Raw genomic sequence first — 15,216 nt, 5'->3', positions numbered from 1 at the left:
AACAGGGGGAGAGCAGGGGATCGGGGGTGTCAGGTGCGCGAGCCCGTCATGGCGAGCGAGTGCAGGAACCGCATCAGCGTGACCAGTACGTCCCGGCTGGAGGCGCGGCGTCGTACGTCGCAGTCCATGATCGGGACGTCCTGGGGCAGGTCGAGCGCCGTCCGCAGATCCGCGAAGGGATAACGGGGCGCGTCCGGGAAGGTGTTGACGGCCACGACGAAGGGCACGCCGCGTTCCTCCAGCCGTCCCATGACGTCGAAGCTGACTTCCAGGCGGCGTGTGTCGACCAGCACCACCGCACCGAGCGCTCCCTCGAACAGACCGTTCCACAGGAACCAGAAGCGCTCCTGGCCCGGGGTGCCGAACAGGTAGAGCACCAGCTGCTCGGTGATCTTGATGCGGCCGAAGTCCATGGCCACCGTGGTGGCCGTCTTGGACGCGGACCCGAAGTTGTCGTCGACTCCTACGCCGGCCTGGGTCATGGTCTCCTCGGTGGTCAGCGGCTTGATCTCGCTGACCGACCCGACCATGGTCGTCTTGCCGACCCCGAAACCGCCCACGATCACGATCTTCGCCGCGGCCTCGGCCGTGTGCGGCAGCTGATCCTCGGTCCGGGGGCCCGGGATCGTCTCAGAGCCTTTGAAGTCCATGCATCACCGCTTCGAGAAGGGAACGGTCGGGGAGCGCCTTGCGGACGATCGGGGCGCGCGCCTGCACCAGTTCCGCCGCCAGCATCTCGGTGAGCAGCACGGTCACCACGCCGAACGGCAGGCTGAGGTAGGCCGAGAGTTCGGCCACGGACAGGGGGGCGGCGCAGAGCCGGAGCAGTGCCGCCTGCTCGGGCGTGGCGGAGTGCGGGGGGTCCTCGACGCGCGACACGATCAGCGTCACGAGGTCGAGGTCCGCGCGGTTCCCGTCCGCGCCGGTGACGACGTACAGCCGCTCCGGGTTGGGCCGTTCGGTCTCCTTCTTGTCCGTGGCCGGTTGCGGAGGAGGGTCCTCCTGCGGGGAGCGCCTCTGGCGTTGCGGAGGAGTCATACGGTCGTCCCGTTCCGGCGGGGCGGGCTGGTGAGATGGGCGCCGATACGGACCACGAGGTCGCGCATCATGGCCCCCATCCGCCCGGGTTCACAGGTCATGTCGGAGAGCACCGCGAGATAGGCGTTGGCGCCGGCGGCCATGAGGTAGAAGTAGCCGCCGTTGATCTCGATGATCACCATCTTCATCTCGCCGTCGCTGCGCGGAAGTTCCCCGGCGACCGCACCGGCGAGGCTCTGCACGCCGGCACAGGCGGCGGCGACCCGGTCGGCGGCGTCCGGCTCGCCGCCGAAGCGGGCGATGCGCAGACCGTCGGCCGAGAGCACCACGATCATCTCGACGCCGGGTACACCGTCGGCGAGCTCCTTGAGCATCCAGTCGAAGTTGGCCCGTTGCTGGATCACTTGAGGTCCCCCTCGTCGTCGGCCTCGGTGCGGGCCGGTTCGTTGATCAGATGCAGGTACGCGGTCGGGTTCCGGGTGAAGTCGGTGGGGTGGACGCCGGGTTCGAGGTCCTTCTTCAGGCCGTCCCAGAACGCGTCGACCCACAGCCCGGGTTCGCGGTCGTCCTTCGGCTCGGCCGGTTCGGGCTCGGGGGCCGGCCAGGGCGACCTGATGGTCTCGCCCCGCTCGGCGGCCTCCCGCTCGGCCCGTTCGGCGGCGGCCTGCTCGGCGTACCGCTGGGTCAGCGACGTCTTCACCCGGCTGCGGCGTTGCGGCAGCCCGTTGGAGGTCCATTCGGTGACCTCGGGGACGTCGTCCTCCATGGAGACGGTGGCGGGGATGCTGGGGCTGGTGGGGCGGCGCTTCTTGGGGGCGCGCTTGGGGCCGGGAAGCGCGTCGACCTGCATGGGCACGGCGGTCGCGCCGATGCCGTGGGCGAGGCCGACGCCGGGCTCGGTGGTCATCATGTCGCTGGGCACGATGAGGACCGCGCGGACGCCTCCGTAGGCGGAGGCCCGCAGCGAGACCTGCATCTTGTATCCGGAGCAGAGCCGGCCGATGACGGCGAGGCCCAGACGGGGGCTCGTGCCGAGGTCCTGGAGGTCGACACCCGCCTTGGCCTGCTCCAGCTTGTCCTCGATCCGGGCCCGCGCCTTCTCGTCGAGGCTGACTCCGGCGTCCTCGATCTCGATGGCGACGCCGGTCTGCACCTCGATGGCGGTGACGTGGACCTTGGTGTGGGGCGGGGAGTAGCGCGTGGCGTTGTCGAGGAGTTCGGCGACGGCGTGGATGACCGGCTCGACGGAGATGCCCTTGATGTTGACCTTGGCGATGGACTTCAGGTCGATGCGCCGGTACTCGAGGATGCGGGACATCGCGCCGCGCAGCACGCTGTAGAGGGCGACGGGTTCGGGCCACTGGCGTCCGGGGCGGCCGCCGCCCAGTACGGAGATGGAGTCGGCGAGGCGGCCGATCAGCGCGGTGCCGTGGTCGATGCGCAGCAGGTCGTCGAAGACCTCGGGGTTGCGGCCGTGGTCCTCCTCCATCTCCCTCAGTTCCTTGGCCTGCTGGTGGACGATCGCCTGGACGCGGCGGGCGATGCTGACGAAGGAGCGCTGGGAGGAGTCGCGCAGGGCCTCCTCGTCGTCGATGATCTTCAGCATCGTCTTGAGCAGCTTGATCTGGTACTCGGGCAGGTCACGCCAGGCCGGGTTGACCTCCTTGAGATGGAGGAGCACTTCCCTGGGGGTGTTTCCGCGGTGCAGGAAGTCCAGGGCCTCGGGGACGACGGCGTCCGCGAAGTGCAGCGTCTCCGTGTCGTGGGAGGCGATCCGCGCTTCCAGATACGCGCGGTGACGTTCGTGTTCGGCTCGCTCGTCCCGCAGGACGCGGCCGCGGCGCACCGCCTCGGCCGCGGCGGCGATCACCAGCAGGGTGGCGACGACGCCGCAGGTGCCGACGGCGATCCGGGCGGGCTCCGTCACCAGGGCGACGGCGGCTCCGGTTGCCGCGGCCATCAGTATGGCCGGCAGCAACAGCACGCGAGCGTAGGGAAGTTCGCGTCGACCGGGCGGGGATTGGACACTCACCATGTAGGCCTCTGAAAGCGAATCGGCTGGCGGTCGGGGGGACGTACGGGCGGGGACGGACCGGGAGATGACGGGAGCCATCTGCTCAACAGGGAACAGACACACGAATTCATCCCAACTCGGTGCGCTGCGGGCGAGCTTAGTCCGACGGGATCAACGCCGTGTCATATTCGGCAAGTGCCGGAAACGACCCCTGGGGCAGGAGTACGCTCGAGCCCATTTACACGCTCGGACACCGTTCGCACACCCCGCGTAACGCCGTACGGGCGTGCGCATCCCACTCACCGTGAAGGGTGAAGCACGCGGCCGACGGCCGCGGAATCATCCGGTCCTGTTGCCGGCGGGGCACCGGGGACGCGGAAGCCCGGCGCACACGGAGCGCGCCGGGCTTCACCGGGTGGGGCACGGGCCGAGCCCGTCCGCCGTCACCCCACGGACGAGTAGGCCACCACTCCGCGCAGCAGTCCGTCGACCGCCTTGCGGGCGTTCTTCGCGACCGTGGAGCCCTCCACCGCCGGGGCCGCGGCCGAGATCTGGCCGAGGACGTCGATGACCTGCTTGCACCAGCGCACGAAGTCCCCCGCCGGCATCTCCACCTCGCGCAGCACCTCGTCGAGCCCCTTGCCGGATGCCCACATGTAGGCGGCCCAGGCGAAGCCGAGGTCGGGTTCGCGCTGGCCCACACCCTCGGTCTGGGTGATCCGGAAGTCCTCCTCCAGGGCGTCCAGCCGCCCCCAGATGCGGACCATCTCGCCGAGCGCGGACTTCGCCCTGCCGGAGGGCACCTTGGGCACCACCGCGTCGTCGCTGACCCGCGCCTCGTACACCAGGGCCGAGACGCAGGCGGCGAGTTCGGCCGGGCCGAGCTGCTCCCAGACGCCCTCCCGCAGGCATTCGCTGGCCAGCAGGTCGAGTTCGCCGTACAACCGGGCGAGCCGCTTGCCGTGTTCGGTGACCTCGTCGCCGCGCAGGTAGTCCAGCTCGGTCAGCAGGGCGACGATACGGTCGAAGGTACGGGCGATGGTGTTCGTCCGGCCCTCGATGCGCCGCTCCAGCTGCTTGGTGTCCCGCCGCAACCGGTGGTAGCGCTCGGCCCAGCGGGCGTGGTCCTCCCGGTCGTCGCAGCCGTGGCACGGGTGGGCGCGGATCGCCTTGCGCAGCCGGTCGATCTCCCTGTCGTCGGCCGCCTGGGAGCGCCGCTTGCGGTGCCGCTCCGGCTCGATGTGCCCGGCCTTGGTCCGCAGCGCGGAGGCCAGGTCGCGGCGGGACTGCGGCGAGCGCGCGTTGAACGACTTCGGGATCCGCATCCGCTCCAGTGCCTCGACGGGCGCCGGGAAGTCGATCGACGCCAGCCGCTTGACCTGCCGCTCCGCGGTCAGCACCAGGGGGCGCGGCCCGTCGTGGTACTCGATGCCGCGGTGGCCGCCCGCACGGCCCGCGGGCAGGCCCGGGTCGAGGACCAGCGCCAGCCCGGCGTACTTGCCCGCGGGTACGTGGATGATGTCGCCGGGCTTGAGCTTCTCCAGGGCGACGGCCGCCTCCGCGCGCCGCTGCGACGCGCCCTGGCGGGCCAGCTCCGTCTCCCGGTCCTTCAGGTCGCGGCGCAGCCGCGCATATTCCTCGAAGTCGCCGAGGTGGCAGGTCATGGAGGCCTGGTAGCCCTCGAGGCCCTCCTCGTTGCGCTGCACCTGCCGCGAGATGCCGACCACCGAACGGTCCGCCTGGAACTGGGCGAACGACGTCTCCAGCAGCTCGCGCGAGCGGTGCCGGCCGAACTGCTCGACCAGGTTGACCGCCATGTTGTACGAGGGCCTGAAGCTGGAGCGCAGCGGATAGGTGCGGGTGCCGGCCAGCCCCGCGAGGTGCTCGGGGTTCATGCCGCGCTGCCACAGCACGACCGCGTGGCCCTCGACATCGATGCCGCGCCGGCCGGCCCGGCCGGTCAGCTGGGTGTACTCGCCGGGGGTGATGTCGGCGTGCTGCTCGCCGTTCCACTTGACGAGCTTCTCCAGCACCACCGAGCGGGCGGGCATGTTGATGCCCAGGGCGAGGGTCTCGGTCGCGAAGACCGCCTTGACCAGGCCGCGGACGAACAGCTCCTCGACGACCTCCTTGAACGTCGGCAGCATGCCCGCGTGGTGGGCCGCGATGCCGCGCTCCAGGCCCTCCAGCCACTCGTAGTAGCCGAGGACGTGCAGGTCCTCGGTGGGGATGGAGGCGGTGCGCTCCTCGACGAGGGAGCGGACCTGCTCCCTCGCCTGCTCGTCGTTGAGCCGCAGCCCCGCGTACAGGCACTGCTGGACGGCGGCCTCGCAGGCGGCGCGGCTGAAGATGAAGGTGATGGCGGGCAGCAGGCCCTGGGCGTCGAGCCGCTCGATCACCTCGGGCCGGCCCGGTGTCCAGACCCGCGTGCGCTGTCTGCGCTCCCGCTCCCGGTCCGCCTCGCGCGTGTTCCGGCCGCGGCGCCTCTCGCCCCACGCCGGGCGGGTCGCCTCCATCCGGGCCATCCGCGTGAGGTCGGGGTTGACGGCCTTCTTCCGGCCCTCGCCCTCCTCGAACAGGTCGTAGATCCGGCGCCCGGCGAGTACGTGCTGGAACAGTGGCACGGGCCGGTGCTCGGAGACGATGACCTCGGTGTGGCCGCGCACGGTGTCCAGCCAGTCGCCGAACTCCTCCGCGTTCGACACCGTCGCCGAGAGGGACACCAGGGTCACCGACTCGGGGAGGTGGATGATCACTTCCTCCCAGACGGCGCCCCTGAAGCGGTCGGAGAGGTAGTGCACCTCGTCCATGACCACGTACCCGAGGCCGAGGAGCGTCTGCGAGCCCGCGTACAGCATGTTCCGCAGCACCTCGGTGGTCATCACGACCACGGGGGCACCGGAGTTGACGCTGTTGTCGCCGGTGAGCAGGCCGACCTTGTCGGCGCCGTAGCGGCGGCACAGGTCGGCGTACTTCTGGTTCGACAGCGCCTTGATGGGCGTCGTGTAGAAGCACTTCTTGCCCTGCTGGAGAGCGAGGTGGACGGCGAACTCGCCGACGATCGTCTTGCCCGAGCCGGTGGGCGCGGCCACCAGCACGCCCTTCCCCGCTTCGAGCGCCTGGCAGGCCTCGATCTGGAAGGGGTCGAGACCGAAGTCGTACATCTCGCGGAAGGAGGCGAGTGCGGTGGCCTGCTCGACAGCGCGCCTGCGTGCTGCCGCGTACCGCTCGGCCGGTGAGAGGTCCTCTGTCATCGTGCTTTCGAGCGTACCGGGCCGCGCCGACAACAGGACGATCATTATCCGGATCCAGGAGCCGACGCGGCCCGTCAGGGGCCCACGCCCCGCACCGCGCCGCGTACGCAGCTCGCGTTCGGCGGCAGGGGCCCGAGCGGTTCGCCGTCCCCGTAACCGGTGACCTGTTCGGCGGCCGGCTCCACCCGCGACGCCCGGAACACGCTCGCTTCGGGGCGGCCGACGCGCGTTCCGCGGTGCACGGCGGGGAGGGTCCGCGGCGGCGGCCGGCCGCGCCGCTCGGGCGCCCCGGCCGCGGCCCGCGGCGGCGGGGGGACGAAGAGGGTGGTCCCGCCGGCCGCCTTGTGACCCTGCGAGCCCCGCCCCGGTCCTCAGGTCACGTCGTCGTAGCCGTTGACCCGGTCCGTGCTCGCCTGCTCGGGCAGGGCGCGCCGGGCCGGCACGGGTTCGGCCTCGCCGATGTCCTCGGGGGTGAGGTCCAGCTCGGAGGCCTCGTCGTCGGCGGGGCCCATGGCCTCCAGACGGCGCCTGCGGCGGTCGTTGAACAGGGAGACACCGACAGCCAGGAAGTACAGGATCCAGATCGGTCCGGCGAGGGCCATCATGGTCAGCGGGTCGGTGCTCGGCGTGGCCAGGGCCGCGAACAGCGTGATGCCCATGACCATGCCGCGCCACCAGCCGAGCATGCGCTTGCCCGTCAGCGCCCCGGTGAAGTTGAGCATGATCAGCAGCAGCGGCAGTTCGAAGGAGAGCCCGAAGACGATGACCATGCGCGTGACGAGGTCGAGCAGGTCGTCCAGCGGCAGCAGGTTGTCGACGGCGTACGGGGTGAACTCGATGAGCACCTTCGCCGTGGTCGGCAGCACCCGGTAGGCGAAGTAGCCGCCGGCGAGGAAGAGGGGGAAGCCCGTCGCGACGAACGCGTAGGCGTACTTCCTCTCGTGCCGGTGAAGGCCGGGCGCGACGAACGACCACAGCTGGTACAGCCAGACCGGCGAGGCCAGGACGACGCCGGCCATCAGGGAGACCTTCAGCGCCAGGGTGAACGGCGTGAGCAGACCGTTGATGGTGATCTGCGCGCAGGGCTGCTCGTCGCGTGCCGAGGCGGCGATCTCCTCGAAGGACTTCGCGCAGCCGACCGATTTGAGCACCGGTTCGGTGAAGAAGTTGATGATCTCGTTGTAGAAGAAGGCCGCGCCGACCGTCACCAGGACGATGGCCAGCAGCGCCTTCGCGAGCCGGTTGCGGAGCTCACGAAGGTGTTCCGCGAGGGGCATCCGCCCCTCGGGATCCCTCTCCTGCTTGCGGGCAGACTTGAGCAACCCACGTTCCCATCTCGTGCGGCGGGCCGGACACGGTCCGGCCCTGCGTCAGCGCTTGGTCGTGTCCGTCGGCTCCGTCACCGGGCGGGAGCTGGTCACGTCACCGGGGGCGGCCTGGATGGTGCGCTGCGCCGGGGAGTCGTCGCCCGGGGCCGGCGGGTCGGCGGGGGCGGAGGACTTGTCCTTGTCCTCCTTCATCGCCTTGGCCTCGCTCTTGAGGATGCGGGCGGACTTGCCGAGCGACCGCGCCATGTCCGGAAGCTTCTTCGCGCCGAACAGCAGGATGATGACGACGAGGATGAGAATGATCTCGGGAGCTCCGAGCCTTCCGAACATTTCTTTACCTTCTCACCGAGGCTGCTGGGGTGGGATGCTGCCCTGTCCGGTCGTTCGGACACGCGTCCGATGACCGCGTTGTCAGCGATCGTAACGCTCAGGGGTGAACGTAAGGCAATCCCCGTGCGTACTCCCGTCCGCGGTCCGGGCCTCGTTCTCCGGGCCGCGGTCAGCAGCGTACCCGCCCGGGTCGGCAACCCGACAGGGCGTGCGGACCCGGACGGTCGTCCCGGGCCGGGTCAGAGCGCTTGTGCGGAGCGTGCCGCGCCGGCCGCCGCCCGCTCCAGGTCCTCGGCGGCCCGGCCGATACGGCTCGCCGAGTCCGCGACCTGTCTGCCGAGCCGCTCCGCCTCGACGAAGACCCGTACGGCGAACACCCCGAGCACCACAAGCCCCAGGAACCCCACAGCAACCGCGAACATCGCCCAGAACATAGGGCGAGCCTAGACGGTCCCCGTCCGCGCGGAACGCCCGGCGCCCGGGAGGGGGACCGCGCGCCGCCGGGACATGAGCCGGGCGGCCTCTACGCCGTCGAGTGCAGCCGCAGGGTGCTGACCCCGCCGCCGGTGAGGAGTTCGACGACCCGCTCCCCCGCCGGCTTACGGACCGCCGTCTCGCACGCGGGGCAGGTGAACGAGTAGAAGGTGGTGCGTCTGCTGGCCCCTATGACCAGGCGCAGCGCGCTCGCGCCCAGCTCGAAACGCCCCCTGCAGTCCGGGCAGCCCGCCCGGAACACGACCGGCGCCACGCTCCTCATCCCGGAGAACGCGGACGCCACCGTCATGCCCCGTGCTCCGGGGGCCGGTGCTCCGGGGGTGGCCGACTCGCTCACAGTCCTCGCTCCTGCCTGTCGTCCTGCCCGCCCCGGACCGCGCACACCGTGTGCGGCCCGCTCATCCGGCCGCCCCGGCGCCGTCGTACGCCGCCAGCGCCTCGCGGGCCGCCCGCCGGGCGCTGTCCGCGAGGTCGTCCGGTGTGACGATCCGGCCGTCCCGCCCGAGACGCAGCGCCAGCCGCTTGAGCGACGCCGGGTCGGGTGTCCGCAGGGTGATACGCAGCCCGCCGTCCGGCAGCTCGTCCGCGCTGTCGTGCGGGTAGTACTCGGCGACCCAGCGACCGCCCGGCCCGACCTCGACCACGACCTCCGGATCCTCCGCCGCCGGCTGCATCAGACCTTCCGACAGGTCCCGCAGTTCGACCTCGGGCGGCGCGGACGGCTCGTCGAGGATCCTGATCTCGGCGACCCGGTCGAGCCGGAACGTGCGGCGCGCCTCGGAGCGGCGGCACCAGGCCTCCACATAGGTGTGGCCGACACTGACCAGGCGGATGGGGTCGATCTCGCGCTCGCTGAGCTCGTCGCGGGCGGGCGAGTAGTAGCGGATCCACAGTCTGCGGCGCTCGGCGATGGCCCGGTCGACGTCCGCGAAGACACCGCCCTCCGACTCGAAGGTCACCGACAGCCGGGCGCTGGCGCCCGCCGCCTCTCCGGCCGCGGCCTCCACCTTGGCGGTGGCCCGCAGCAGCGCCTGCCGGTCGCTCTCGCGCAGTCCGGGCAGGGTGGTCACGGCCCGCGCGGCGACCAGCAGCGCGGTGGCCTCGTCCGCGGCGAGACGGAGCGGCTCCGCGGCCTCCGCCCCGAGCGCGGCCGGGTTGTGCCACCAGATGCGCTCCCCGTCGGTGTCGATGTCCAGCAGGTCACCGCCGCGGAAGCTGGTGCCGCACATGGGCAGCACGTCGAGGTCCGAGACCAGCTCGTCCTCGGTGATGCCGAAGGCACGCGCCACGTCCTCGATCCGGGCCCCGGGACGTTCCCTCAGGTAGGTGACCAGGGAGAGCATCCGCCGGGTCTGGTCGATGGCGTTCACTGGCCTGACCGGTTTGCCTGCCACGTTCTTGTCCCGTCCCCCTCAGCCCTTGGCCACGGCGCGCAGCCGGTCCACCACGTCGGCCCGCAGCTCGGCGGGCTCCAGGACCACCACGTCCGCCCCGAACTCCACCAGCCAGGCGTCCAGGCCGTGCCCGTACGGAATCTCCAACTCTTCCCAGCCCTCGCCGAGTTCCCGCACCGACGTGGCCTTCGCCCGAAGGGGGTACCCCGCGTCGGCGCGCAGCCGGATCCGGGCGGAGCGCTCCGCGCTCTCCCCCGCCCAGCTCGCCACCGTCTCGCGCACGGTGACGACATCCGGCACCGGGACGGTGTAAGGGGTGCCGCGGGAGCGCACCTTCCCGGTGATCCGGGACAGCCGGAAGACCCGCTCGGCGCCCCGGTCGCGGTCCCAGCCCGCCAGGTACCAGTGGCCGCGCCAGCACTCCAGCGCCCACGGCTCGACATGGCGCGGTTCGGGCTGTGCGGCGTTGGCCTTGCGGTAGTCGAAGACGACGGAGCGGCGGTCGCGGCAGGCCAGCATCAGCGGTTCGAAGGAGGCCTCGTGCACCGGGATGCGCGGCTCGAGCGCGCTGTGGGCCCCGTACGGGTCGACGTCCTCGGGCAGTCCCGCCGCGCGCAGCTTCTGCAGAGCGCCGCTGGCCGCGCCGGCCAGTCTCGCCTGCTGCCACACCTTGGCCGCCAGGCCCAGGGCGGCGGCCTCCTCGGCGTCGAGGGTGATGGGCGGCAGCCGGTTGCTGTCCCGCCGGGCCAGATAGCCGACCTCGCCGTCGAGGTTCTCCACCGTCTCGATGACGAGCCCGAGCTCACGCAGATCGTCCTTGTCGCGCTCGAACATCCGGTTGAACGCATCGTCCGAGGCCGCCTCGAGGTAGGCCTCGACGGACCCGCGCAGCTCACGCTTGCTCAGTGGCCGCCGCGTGCCCAGCAGGCACAGCGCCAGGTTCATCAGCCGCTCGGCCTTGGCAATGGCCATCGACGCCCTTCGCCTCCTCATGCTGCTCAGTCCGATGACCGTACCGCCCCGTGGTGGCGCGGCAAAAGCCGAGGGCCCATGCCCGGACAGGCATGGACCCCAGGTGATCGGGTCCGGTCGCAACCGCGACGTGACGTCGCACGGGCGACCGATCGGCGATCGGGCGAGTGATCAGACCCCGAGCAGGTCGACCACGAAGATCAGCGTCTCGCCGGGCTTGATCGCCGGAGTCGGGCTCTGGTCGCCGTAGGCCAGGTGCGCGGGGATGGTCAGCTGGCGACGGCCGCCGACCTTCATGCCCTGCACGCCCTGGTCCCAGCCCTGGATGACCCGGCCGCCGCCCAGCGGGAAGCGGAACGGAGTGCCACGGTTCCAGCTGGCGTCGAACTCCTCGCCCGTGCTGAAGGAGACACCGACGTAGTGGACGGTGACGGTCTGACCCGCCTGCGCCACCTCTCCGTCGCCCTCCCAGATGTCCTTGATCTCGAGGTCCGCCGGGGGCTCGCCGCCCGGGAAGTCGATCTCGGGCTTGTCGATGCTCACGTCTAACGCTCCTGCTTGTCTACGGAAAGGCGAACACACACAGTCTTACATCACGCGCGGTCACAACTTCGCGAGGATGTCGACCGAGAAGACCAGCGTGGAGTCCTTCTTGATGTCGCTGCCCTGCGGCGGCGTGTCGCCGTACCCCAGCTCGGGCGGGATGACGATGAGGACCCGGCTGCCGACCTTCTTGCCGGTCAGCCCCTGCGCCCACCCCTTGACGACCTGCTGGAGCGAGAACGAGGTCAACTGCCCCCGCTCGTACGTCGAGTCGAACTCCTTGCCGCCGTCCCACAGGACGCCCTTGTACTGCACGAGCACACTGTTCTCGGCGCCGACCTCCTCGCCGTCGCCCTCGAGGATGTAGCTCGACACCAGCTTCGTCGGGGCCTTCGTGTCGGGCACCTCGATGGAGGGCGCCTTACCGTCCGTGTTCGTGCCGACCTTCGGCAGGTCGACGTTGTCCTGGGCGACCTCGCCGCCCTCGGCGGAACTTCTCGCGTTGAACGTGTCCTGCACGTCCACCACGAACACCAGCGTGTCGGTGCCCTTGATGCCCGCCTGCTCGTTGCCCTGCGTGCCGTAGCCCCAGGTGGGCGGAACCGCCATCTGGACCCGGCTGCCGGCCTTCTTCCCCGTCAGCCCGTACCGCCAGCCGTCGATGATGCTGCCCTGCGCCAGCTGGATCGCCAGCGGGGCCTTGCGGTCGTAGGAGTTGTCGAACACCTTCGCGGTGCTCCACACCTGACCCAGATAGTGGGCCACCACGAAGTCGTTCTCGGCGATGGCCTTGCCGCCGCCCGCGATGACGGTCTTCACCGCGAGGTCCTTGGAGGGGTCACCGCTGCCCTTGGCCACGGTGGGTTTCTCACCGAACTCCACCCCCTCGGTGATCGCCGGCAGCGGACCGTCGACGATCTTCGGCGGGGGCGCGGCCGAGGCGTCCGGCGCGGACGGCGAGGCGCTCTCGCTGGCCTTGCTCGAATCGGACCCGCCGTCGCCGCACGCGGCGAGAGTGGCCAGTCCAGCGGGTACGGCGATGAGGAGTGAGCGTCGGCGCACGGTGGGGGCCTCGTAATCATCGATCTTGTCGGTGGCGTCCGCGCAACTCTACGGCGTGAGAAGGGCGCCGCACTGAGTAACGTACGGCGCCCGTGTGGCGTTCCGCGGTTCGGGAGAACCGCGGAACGCCGCGTCTCACATACCGGCGATCAGCTTCTCCACCCGCTCGTCCACCGCACGGAACGGGTCCTTGCACAACACCGTCCGCTGCGCCTGGTCGTTGAGCTTGAGGTGCACCCAGTCGACGGTGAAGTCCCGCCGCTGCTCCTGCGCCCGGCGGATGAAGTCACCCCGCAGCCGCGCCCGGGTGGTCTGCGGCGGAACGGACTTGCCCTCGAAGATCTTCATGTCGTTGCAGATCCGGGCGGCCTGCCCCTTCTTCTCGAGCAGGTAGTACAGGCCACGGCGGCGGTGGATGTCGTGGTAGGCGAGGTCTATCTGCGCGACCCGCGGATGCGACATGGTCATGTTGTGCTTGGCCCGGTACCGCTCGAGCAGCTTGTACTTCATCACCCAGTCGATCTCGGTACCGATACGGTCGAGGTCCTCGGTCTCGATCGCGTCCAGGGTGCGGCCCCAGAGCTCGAGCACCTGCTCGACCGTGCCGGTGCGGGTACCGCGGCGCTCGCAGAAGTCCAGCGCCTTCTCGTAGTACTCACGCTGCACCTCGAGGGCGGAGGCCTCACGGCCGCTCGCCAGGCGGACCTTGCGGCGGCCCGTGATGTCGTGGCTCACCTCGCGGATCGCCCGGATCGGGTTCTCCAGCGTGAGGTCACGCATCACCGTGCCCGCCTCGATCATGCGCAGCACCAGGTCGGTGGCGCCGACCTTGAGCAGCATGGTCGTCTCGGACATGTTCGAGTCGCCGACGATGACATGGAGCCGGCGGTACCGCTCGGCGTCCGCGTGCGGCTCGTCACGCGTGTTGATGATCGGCCGGGACCGGGTCGTCGCCGACGAGACGCCTTCCCAAATGTGCTCGGCCCGCTGGCTGACGCAGTACACCGCGCCACGCGGCGTCTGCAGCACCTTCCCGGCGCCGCACAGCAACTGGCGGGTCACCAGGAACGGGATGAGGATGTCCGCGAGCCGGGAGAACTCCCCGTGCCGGGCCACCAGATAGTTCTCATGACACCCGTACGAGTTACCCGCCGAGTCGGTGTTGTTCTTGAACAGGTAGACGTCGCCCGCGATTCCTTCCTCGTGCAGGCGTCGTTCGGCGTCCACCAGGAGTCCTTCGAGAATGCGCTCCCCGGCCTTGTCGTGGGTGACCAGCTCGGTCACGTTGTCGCATTCGGGTGTGGCGTATTCCGGATGCGAACCCACGTCGAGATAGAGGCGGGCACCGTTGCGCAGGAAGACATTGCTGCTGCGGCCCCATGACACGACACGGCGGAAGAGGTACCGCGCCACCTCGTCAGGAGACAGGCGGCGCTGTCCCCTGAACGTGCACGTGACGCCGTACTCGTTCTCCAGCCCGAAAATGCGGCGGTCCATGACTGAACATTACGCCCGATCCCCTGAACCCAAACGGGGTTCGACGGCACGGTTCGGATCATTTTCCGAACTGGCCGCAACCAGGACCCCGTCTGCGGGAACCGCCAGTACCCTTCCGGTCGACAGCAGAACCAGCAAAGCCACGCCACCCGCGACGGCCGGGATCGCGAAACCTCCCTGCGCGCCGCCTGTCTCGACCACCGGCCCGGCCAGGCCCGTTCCCACCGACGCGCCCACCGTGAACGTCGTCACCAGCCACGAGAACGCCTCCGTGACCGTGCCCGCCGGCGCGTGCCGGTCGATCAGCACGAACGCGCATGCGATCGCCGGAGCCAGGAAGAGGCCGGCGACCACCGCGAGCAGGCTCATCGCCACCGGCCCCGGCATCAGCGTGAGCGGCAGGTAACACACCGCCAGGAACGCCACCAGCACCTGCAGTCGCCGCGCCGGCTCCCCCGCCCACTGCCGTGCCCCGTAGGCCGTCCCGCCGACGAGCGCGCCGAACCCCAGGCCCGCCATCAGCCAGCCGTACACGTGGTCACCGCCGTTCTCGTCCCCGTAGGGCACCGCGGCCACGGTGATGGACCCCATCGCGATGCCGACGAACAGGAAGGCGCCCAGCAGCGCCAGCAGCCCCGGCGAGCGCAGCGCGCCCAGCCAGTGCGCCGCGCGCGGCGCCGACCGCCACGCGCGCGAGGGCTTCGACACCACCACGGACAGGGCGCCCAGCACCCCCAGCCCGTTCAGCACCAGGAGGGCGGCCTGCGGAGACCACAGCGACGCGCACACCGTGACGAGCAGCGGCCCGACGGTGAACATCACCTCCTGGGCCACCGCGTCCATCGCGTACGCCCGGTGCACGTGGTCCTCGCGGTGCAGCACCGACGACCACAGGGCCCGCAGCCCGCCCTCCAGCGGCGGCGTGAACAGCCCCGCGGCGGCCACCGCCCCGTACGCCGCCGCCCTCGGCTCGGTCCCCACGAACGCGAAGACCGCCATCGCCAGCGCCGACAGCACCGCGGCCGGCAACTGCACCCGCGGCTGGCCCCGCAGGTCCACCAGCCGCCCCAGCACCGGCTGTCCCACCGCGTTGGCCACGCCGTACACCGCCGCCAGGGCGCCGGCCAGACTGTACGAACCGCCCTCCGCGCGGACGAACAGCACAATCGCGATGGCCGCGGTCGCGTTGGGCAGTCGGCCCACCAGCGTGCCCACCAGGAGCCGGGTCGCGTGGCGCGCCCGGAGGATCTCCAGGTATCCGGTGGCCATGCGGCACCCTCCATTCACCC

General features: G+C 70.7%; 15 protein-coding genes and 1 pseudogene. All 16 read right to left on the bottom strand.

Features of this window, described 5'->3' with window-relative positions; genetic code table 11:
• Positions 1–29 precede the first annotated feature (29 nt).
• The 16 genes and pseudogenes from ORI94_RS20515 to ORI94_RS20440 all read right to left on the bottom strand — a co-directional run bounded on the left by ORI94_RS20515 (position 30) and on the right by ORI94_RS20440 (position 15,196).
• On the bottom strand, positions 30–650 hold the full coding sequence (locus tag ORI94_RS20515) for a GTP-binding protein (protein WP_042168463.1): 621 nt from the start codon (positions 648–650) through the stop codon (positions 30–32).
• Positions 631–1,038 carry a DUF742 domain-containing protein gene (locus ORI94_RS20510; RefSeq protein ID WP_266077643.1) on the bottom strand — a complete coding sequence of 136 codons (408 nt, stop codon included), beginning with the start codon at positions 1,036–1,038 and terminating at the stop codon, positions 631–633. Before ORI94_RS20510 ends, ORI94_RS20515 begins: the two co-directional genes overlap by 20 nt.
• Positions 1,035–1,442 (bottom strand): roadblock/LC7 domain-containing protein, encoded by a 408-nt coding sequence (locus tag ORI94_RS20505; protein WP_042168469.1) that lies wholly within the window; start codon positions 1,440–1,442, stop codon positions 1,035–1,037. Before ORI94_RS20505 ends, ORI94_RS20510 begins: the two co-directional genes overlap by 4 nt.
• On the bottom strand, positions 1,439–3,073 hold the full coding sequence (locus ORI94_RS20500; protein WP_266077641.1) for a sensor histidine kinase: 1,635 nt from the start codon (positions 3,071–3,073) through the stop codon (positions 1,439–1,441). Before ORI94_RS20500 ends, ORI94_RS20505 begins: the two co-directional genes overlap by 4 nt.
• 422 nt (positions 3,074–3,495) lie before the next feature.
• Entirely contained in the window at positions 3,496–6,351 is a 2,856-nt protein-coding gene (locus ORI94_RS20495; RefSeq protein ID WP_266077639.1) for a DEAD/DEAH box helicase, read from the bottom strand.
• Between the two features lie 29 nt (positions 6,352–6,380).
• A pseudogene (locus ORI94_RS20490) lies at positions 6,381–6,551 on the bottom strand (sphingosine kinase); the annotation flags it as partial.
• Between the two features lie 126 nt (positions 6,552–6,677).
• Complete coding sequence (gene tatC, locus ORI94_RS20485; RefSeq protein ID WP_266077637.1) at positions 6,678–7,628, bottom strand: twin-arginine translocase subunit TatC; 951 nt, start codon at positions 7,626–7,628, stop codon at positions 6,678–6,680.
• A gap of 48 nt (positions 7,629–7,676) precedes the next feature.
• Entirely contained in the window at positions 7,677–7,964 is a 288-nt protein-coding gene (gene tatA, locus ORI94_RS20480) for a Sec-independent protein translocase subunit TatA (protein WP_042168478.1), read from the bottom strand.
• Between the two features lie 239 nt (positions 7,965–8,203).
• The gene (locus ORI94_RS20475) at positions 8,204–8,398 is read right to left on the bottom strand and encodes a hypothetical protein (RefSeq protein ID WP_042168480.1); all 195 of its coding nucleotides are present in this window, start codon (positions 8,396–8,398) and stop codon (positions 8,204–8,206) included.
• A gap of 89 nt (positions 8,399–8,487) precedes the next feature.
• The gene (locus ORI94_RS20470) at positions 8,488–8,796 is read right to left on the bottom strand and encodes a hypothetical protein (protein WP_416237861.1); all 309 of its coding nucleotides are present in this window, start codon (positions 8,794–8,796) and stop codon (positions 8,488–8,490) included.
• A gap of 61 nt (positions 8,797–8,857) precedes the next feature.
• Positions 8,858–9,853: a helix-turn-helix transcriptional regulator gene (locus ORI94_RS20465; RefSeq protein ID WP_078878242.1), complete on the bottom strand. Its 996-nt coding sequence runs from the start codon at positions 9,851–9,853 to the stop codon at positions 8,858–8,860.
• A gap of 18 nt (positions 9,854–9,871) precedes the next feature.
• Positions 9,872–10,825 (bottom strand): helix-turn-helix transcriptional regulator, encoded by a 954-nt coding sequence (locus tag ORI94_RS20460; RefSeq protein WP_042168486.1) that lies wholly within the window; start codon positions 10,823–10,825, stop codon positions 9,872–9,874.
• A 171-nt stretch (positions 10,826–10,996) separates the two neighbouring features.
• Positions 10,997–11,368 carry an FKBP-type peptidyl-prolyl cis-trans isomerase gene (locus tag ORI94_RS20455; RefSeq protein WP_266077630.1) on the bottom strand — a complete coding sequence of 124 codons (372 nt, stop codon included), beginning with the start codon at positions 11,366–11,368 and terminating at the stop codon, positions 10,997–10,999.
• Positions 11,369–11,428: 60 nt separating this feature from the next.
• Entirely contained in the window at positions 11,429–12,430 is a 1,002-nt protein-coding gene (locus ORI94_RS20450) for an FKBP-type peptidyl-prolyl cis-trans isomerase (RefSeq protein ID WP_266077628.1), read from the bottom strand.
• 135 nt (positions 12,431–12,565) lie between these two features.
• Positions 12,566–13,927 carry a Pup--protein ligase gene (gene pafA, locus ORI94_RS20445; protein WP_266077626.1) on the bottom strand — a complete coding sequence of 454 codons (1,362 nt, stop codon included), beginning with the start codon at positions 13,925–13,927 and terminating at the stop codon, positions 12,566–12,568.
• A gap of 9 nt (positions 13,928–13,936) precedes the next feature.
• Positions 13,937–15,196, bottom strand: coding sequence for an MFS transporter (locus tag ORI94_RS20440; protein WP_266077624.1), 1,260 nt, complete (start codon positions 15,194–15,196; stop codon positions 13,937–13,939).
• Positions 15,197–15,216 lie beyond the last annotated feature (20 nt).

This window comes from Streptomyces sp. NEAU-W12, from assembly GCF_026242095.1.
Classification (GTDB): domain Bacteria; phylum Actinomycetota; class Actinomycetes; order Streptomycetales; family Streptomycetaceae; genus Streptomyces.
The sequence above is the reverse complement of the archived record's forward strand: the minus strand, read 5'-3'. Positions and strand labels throughout refer to the sequence as shown.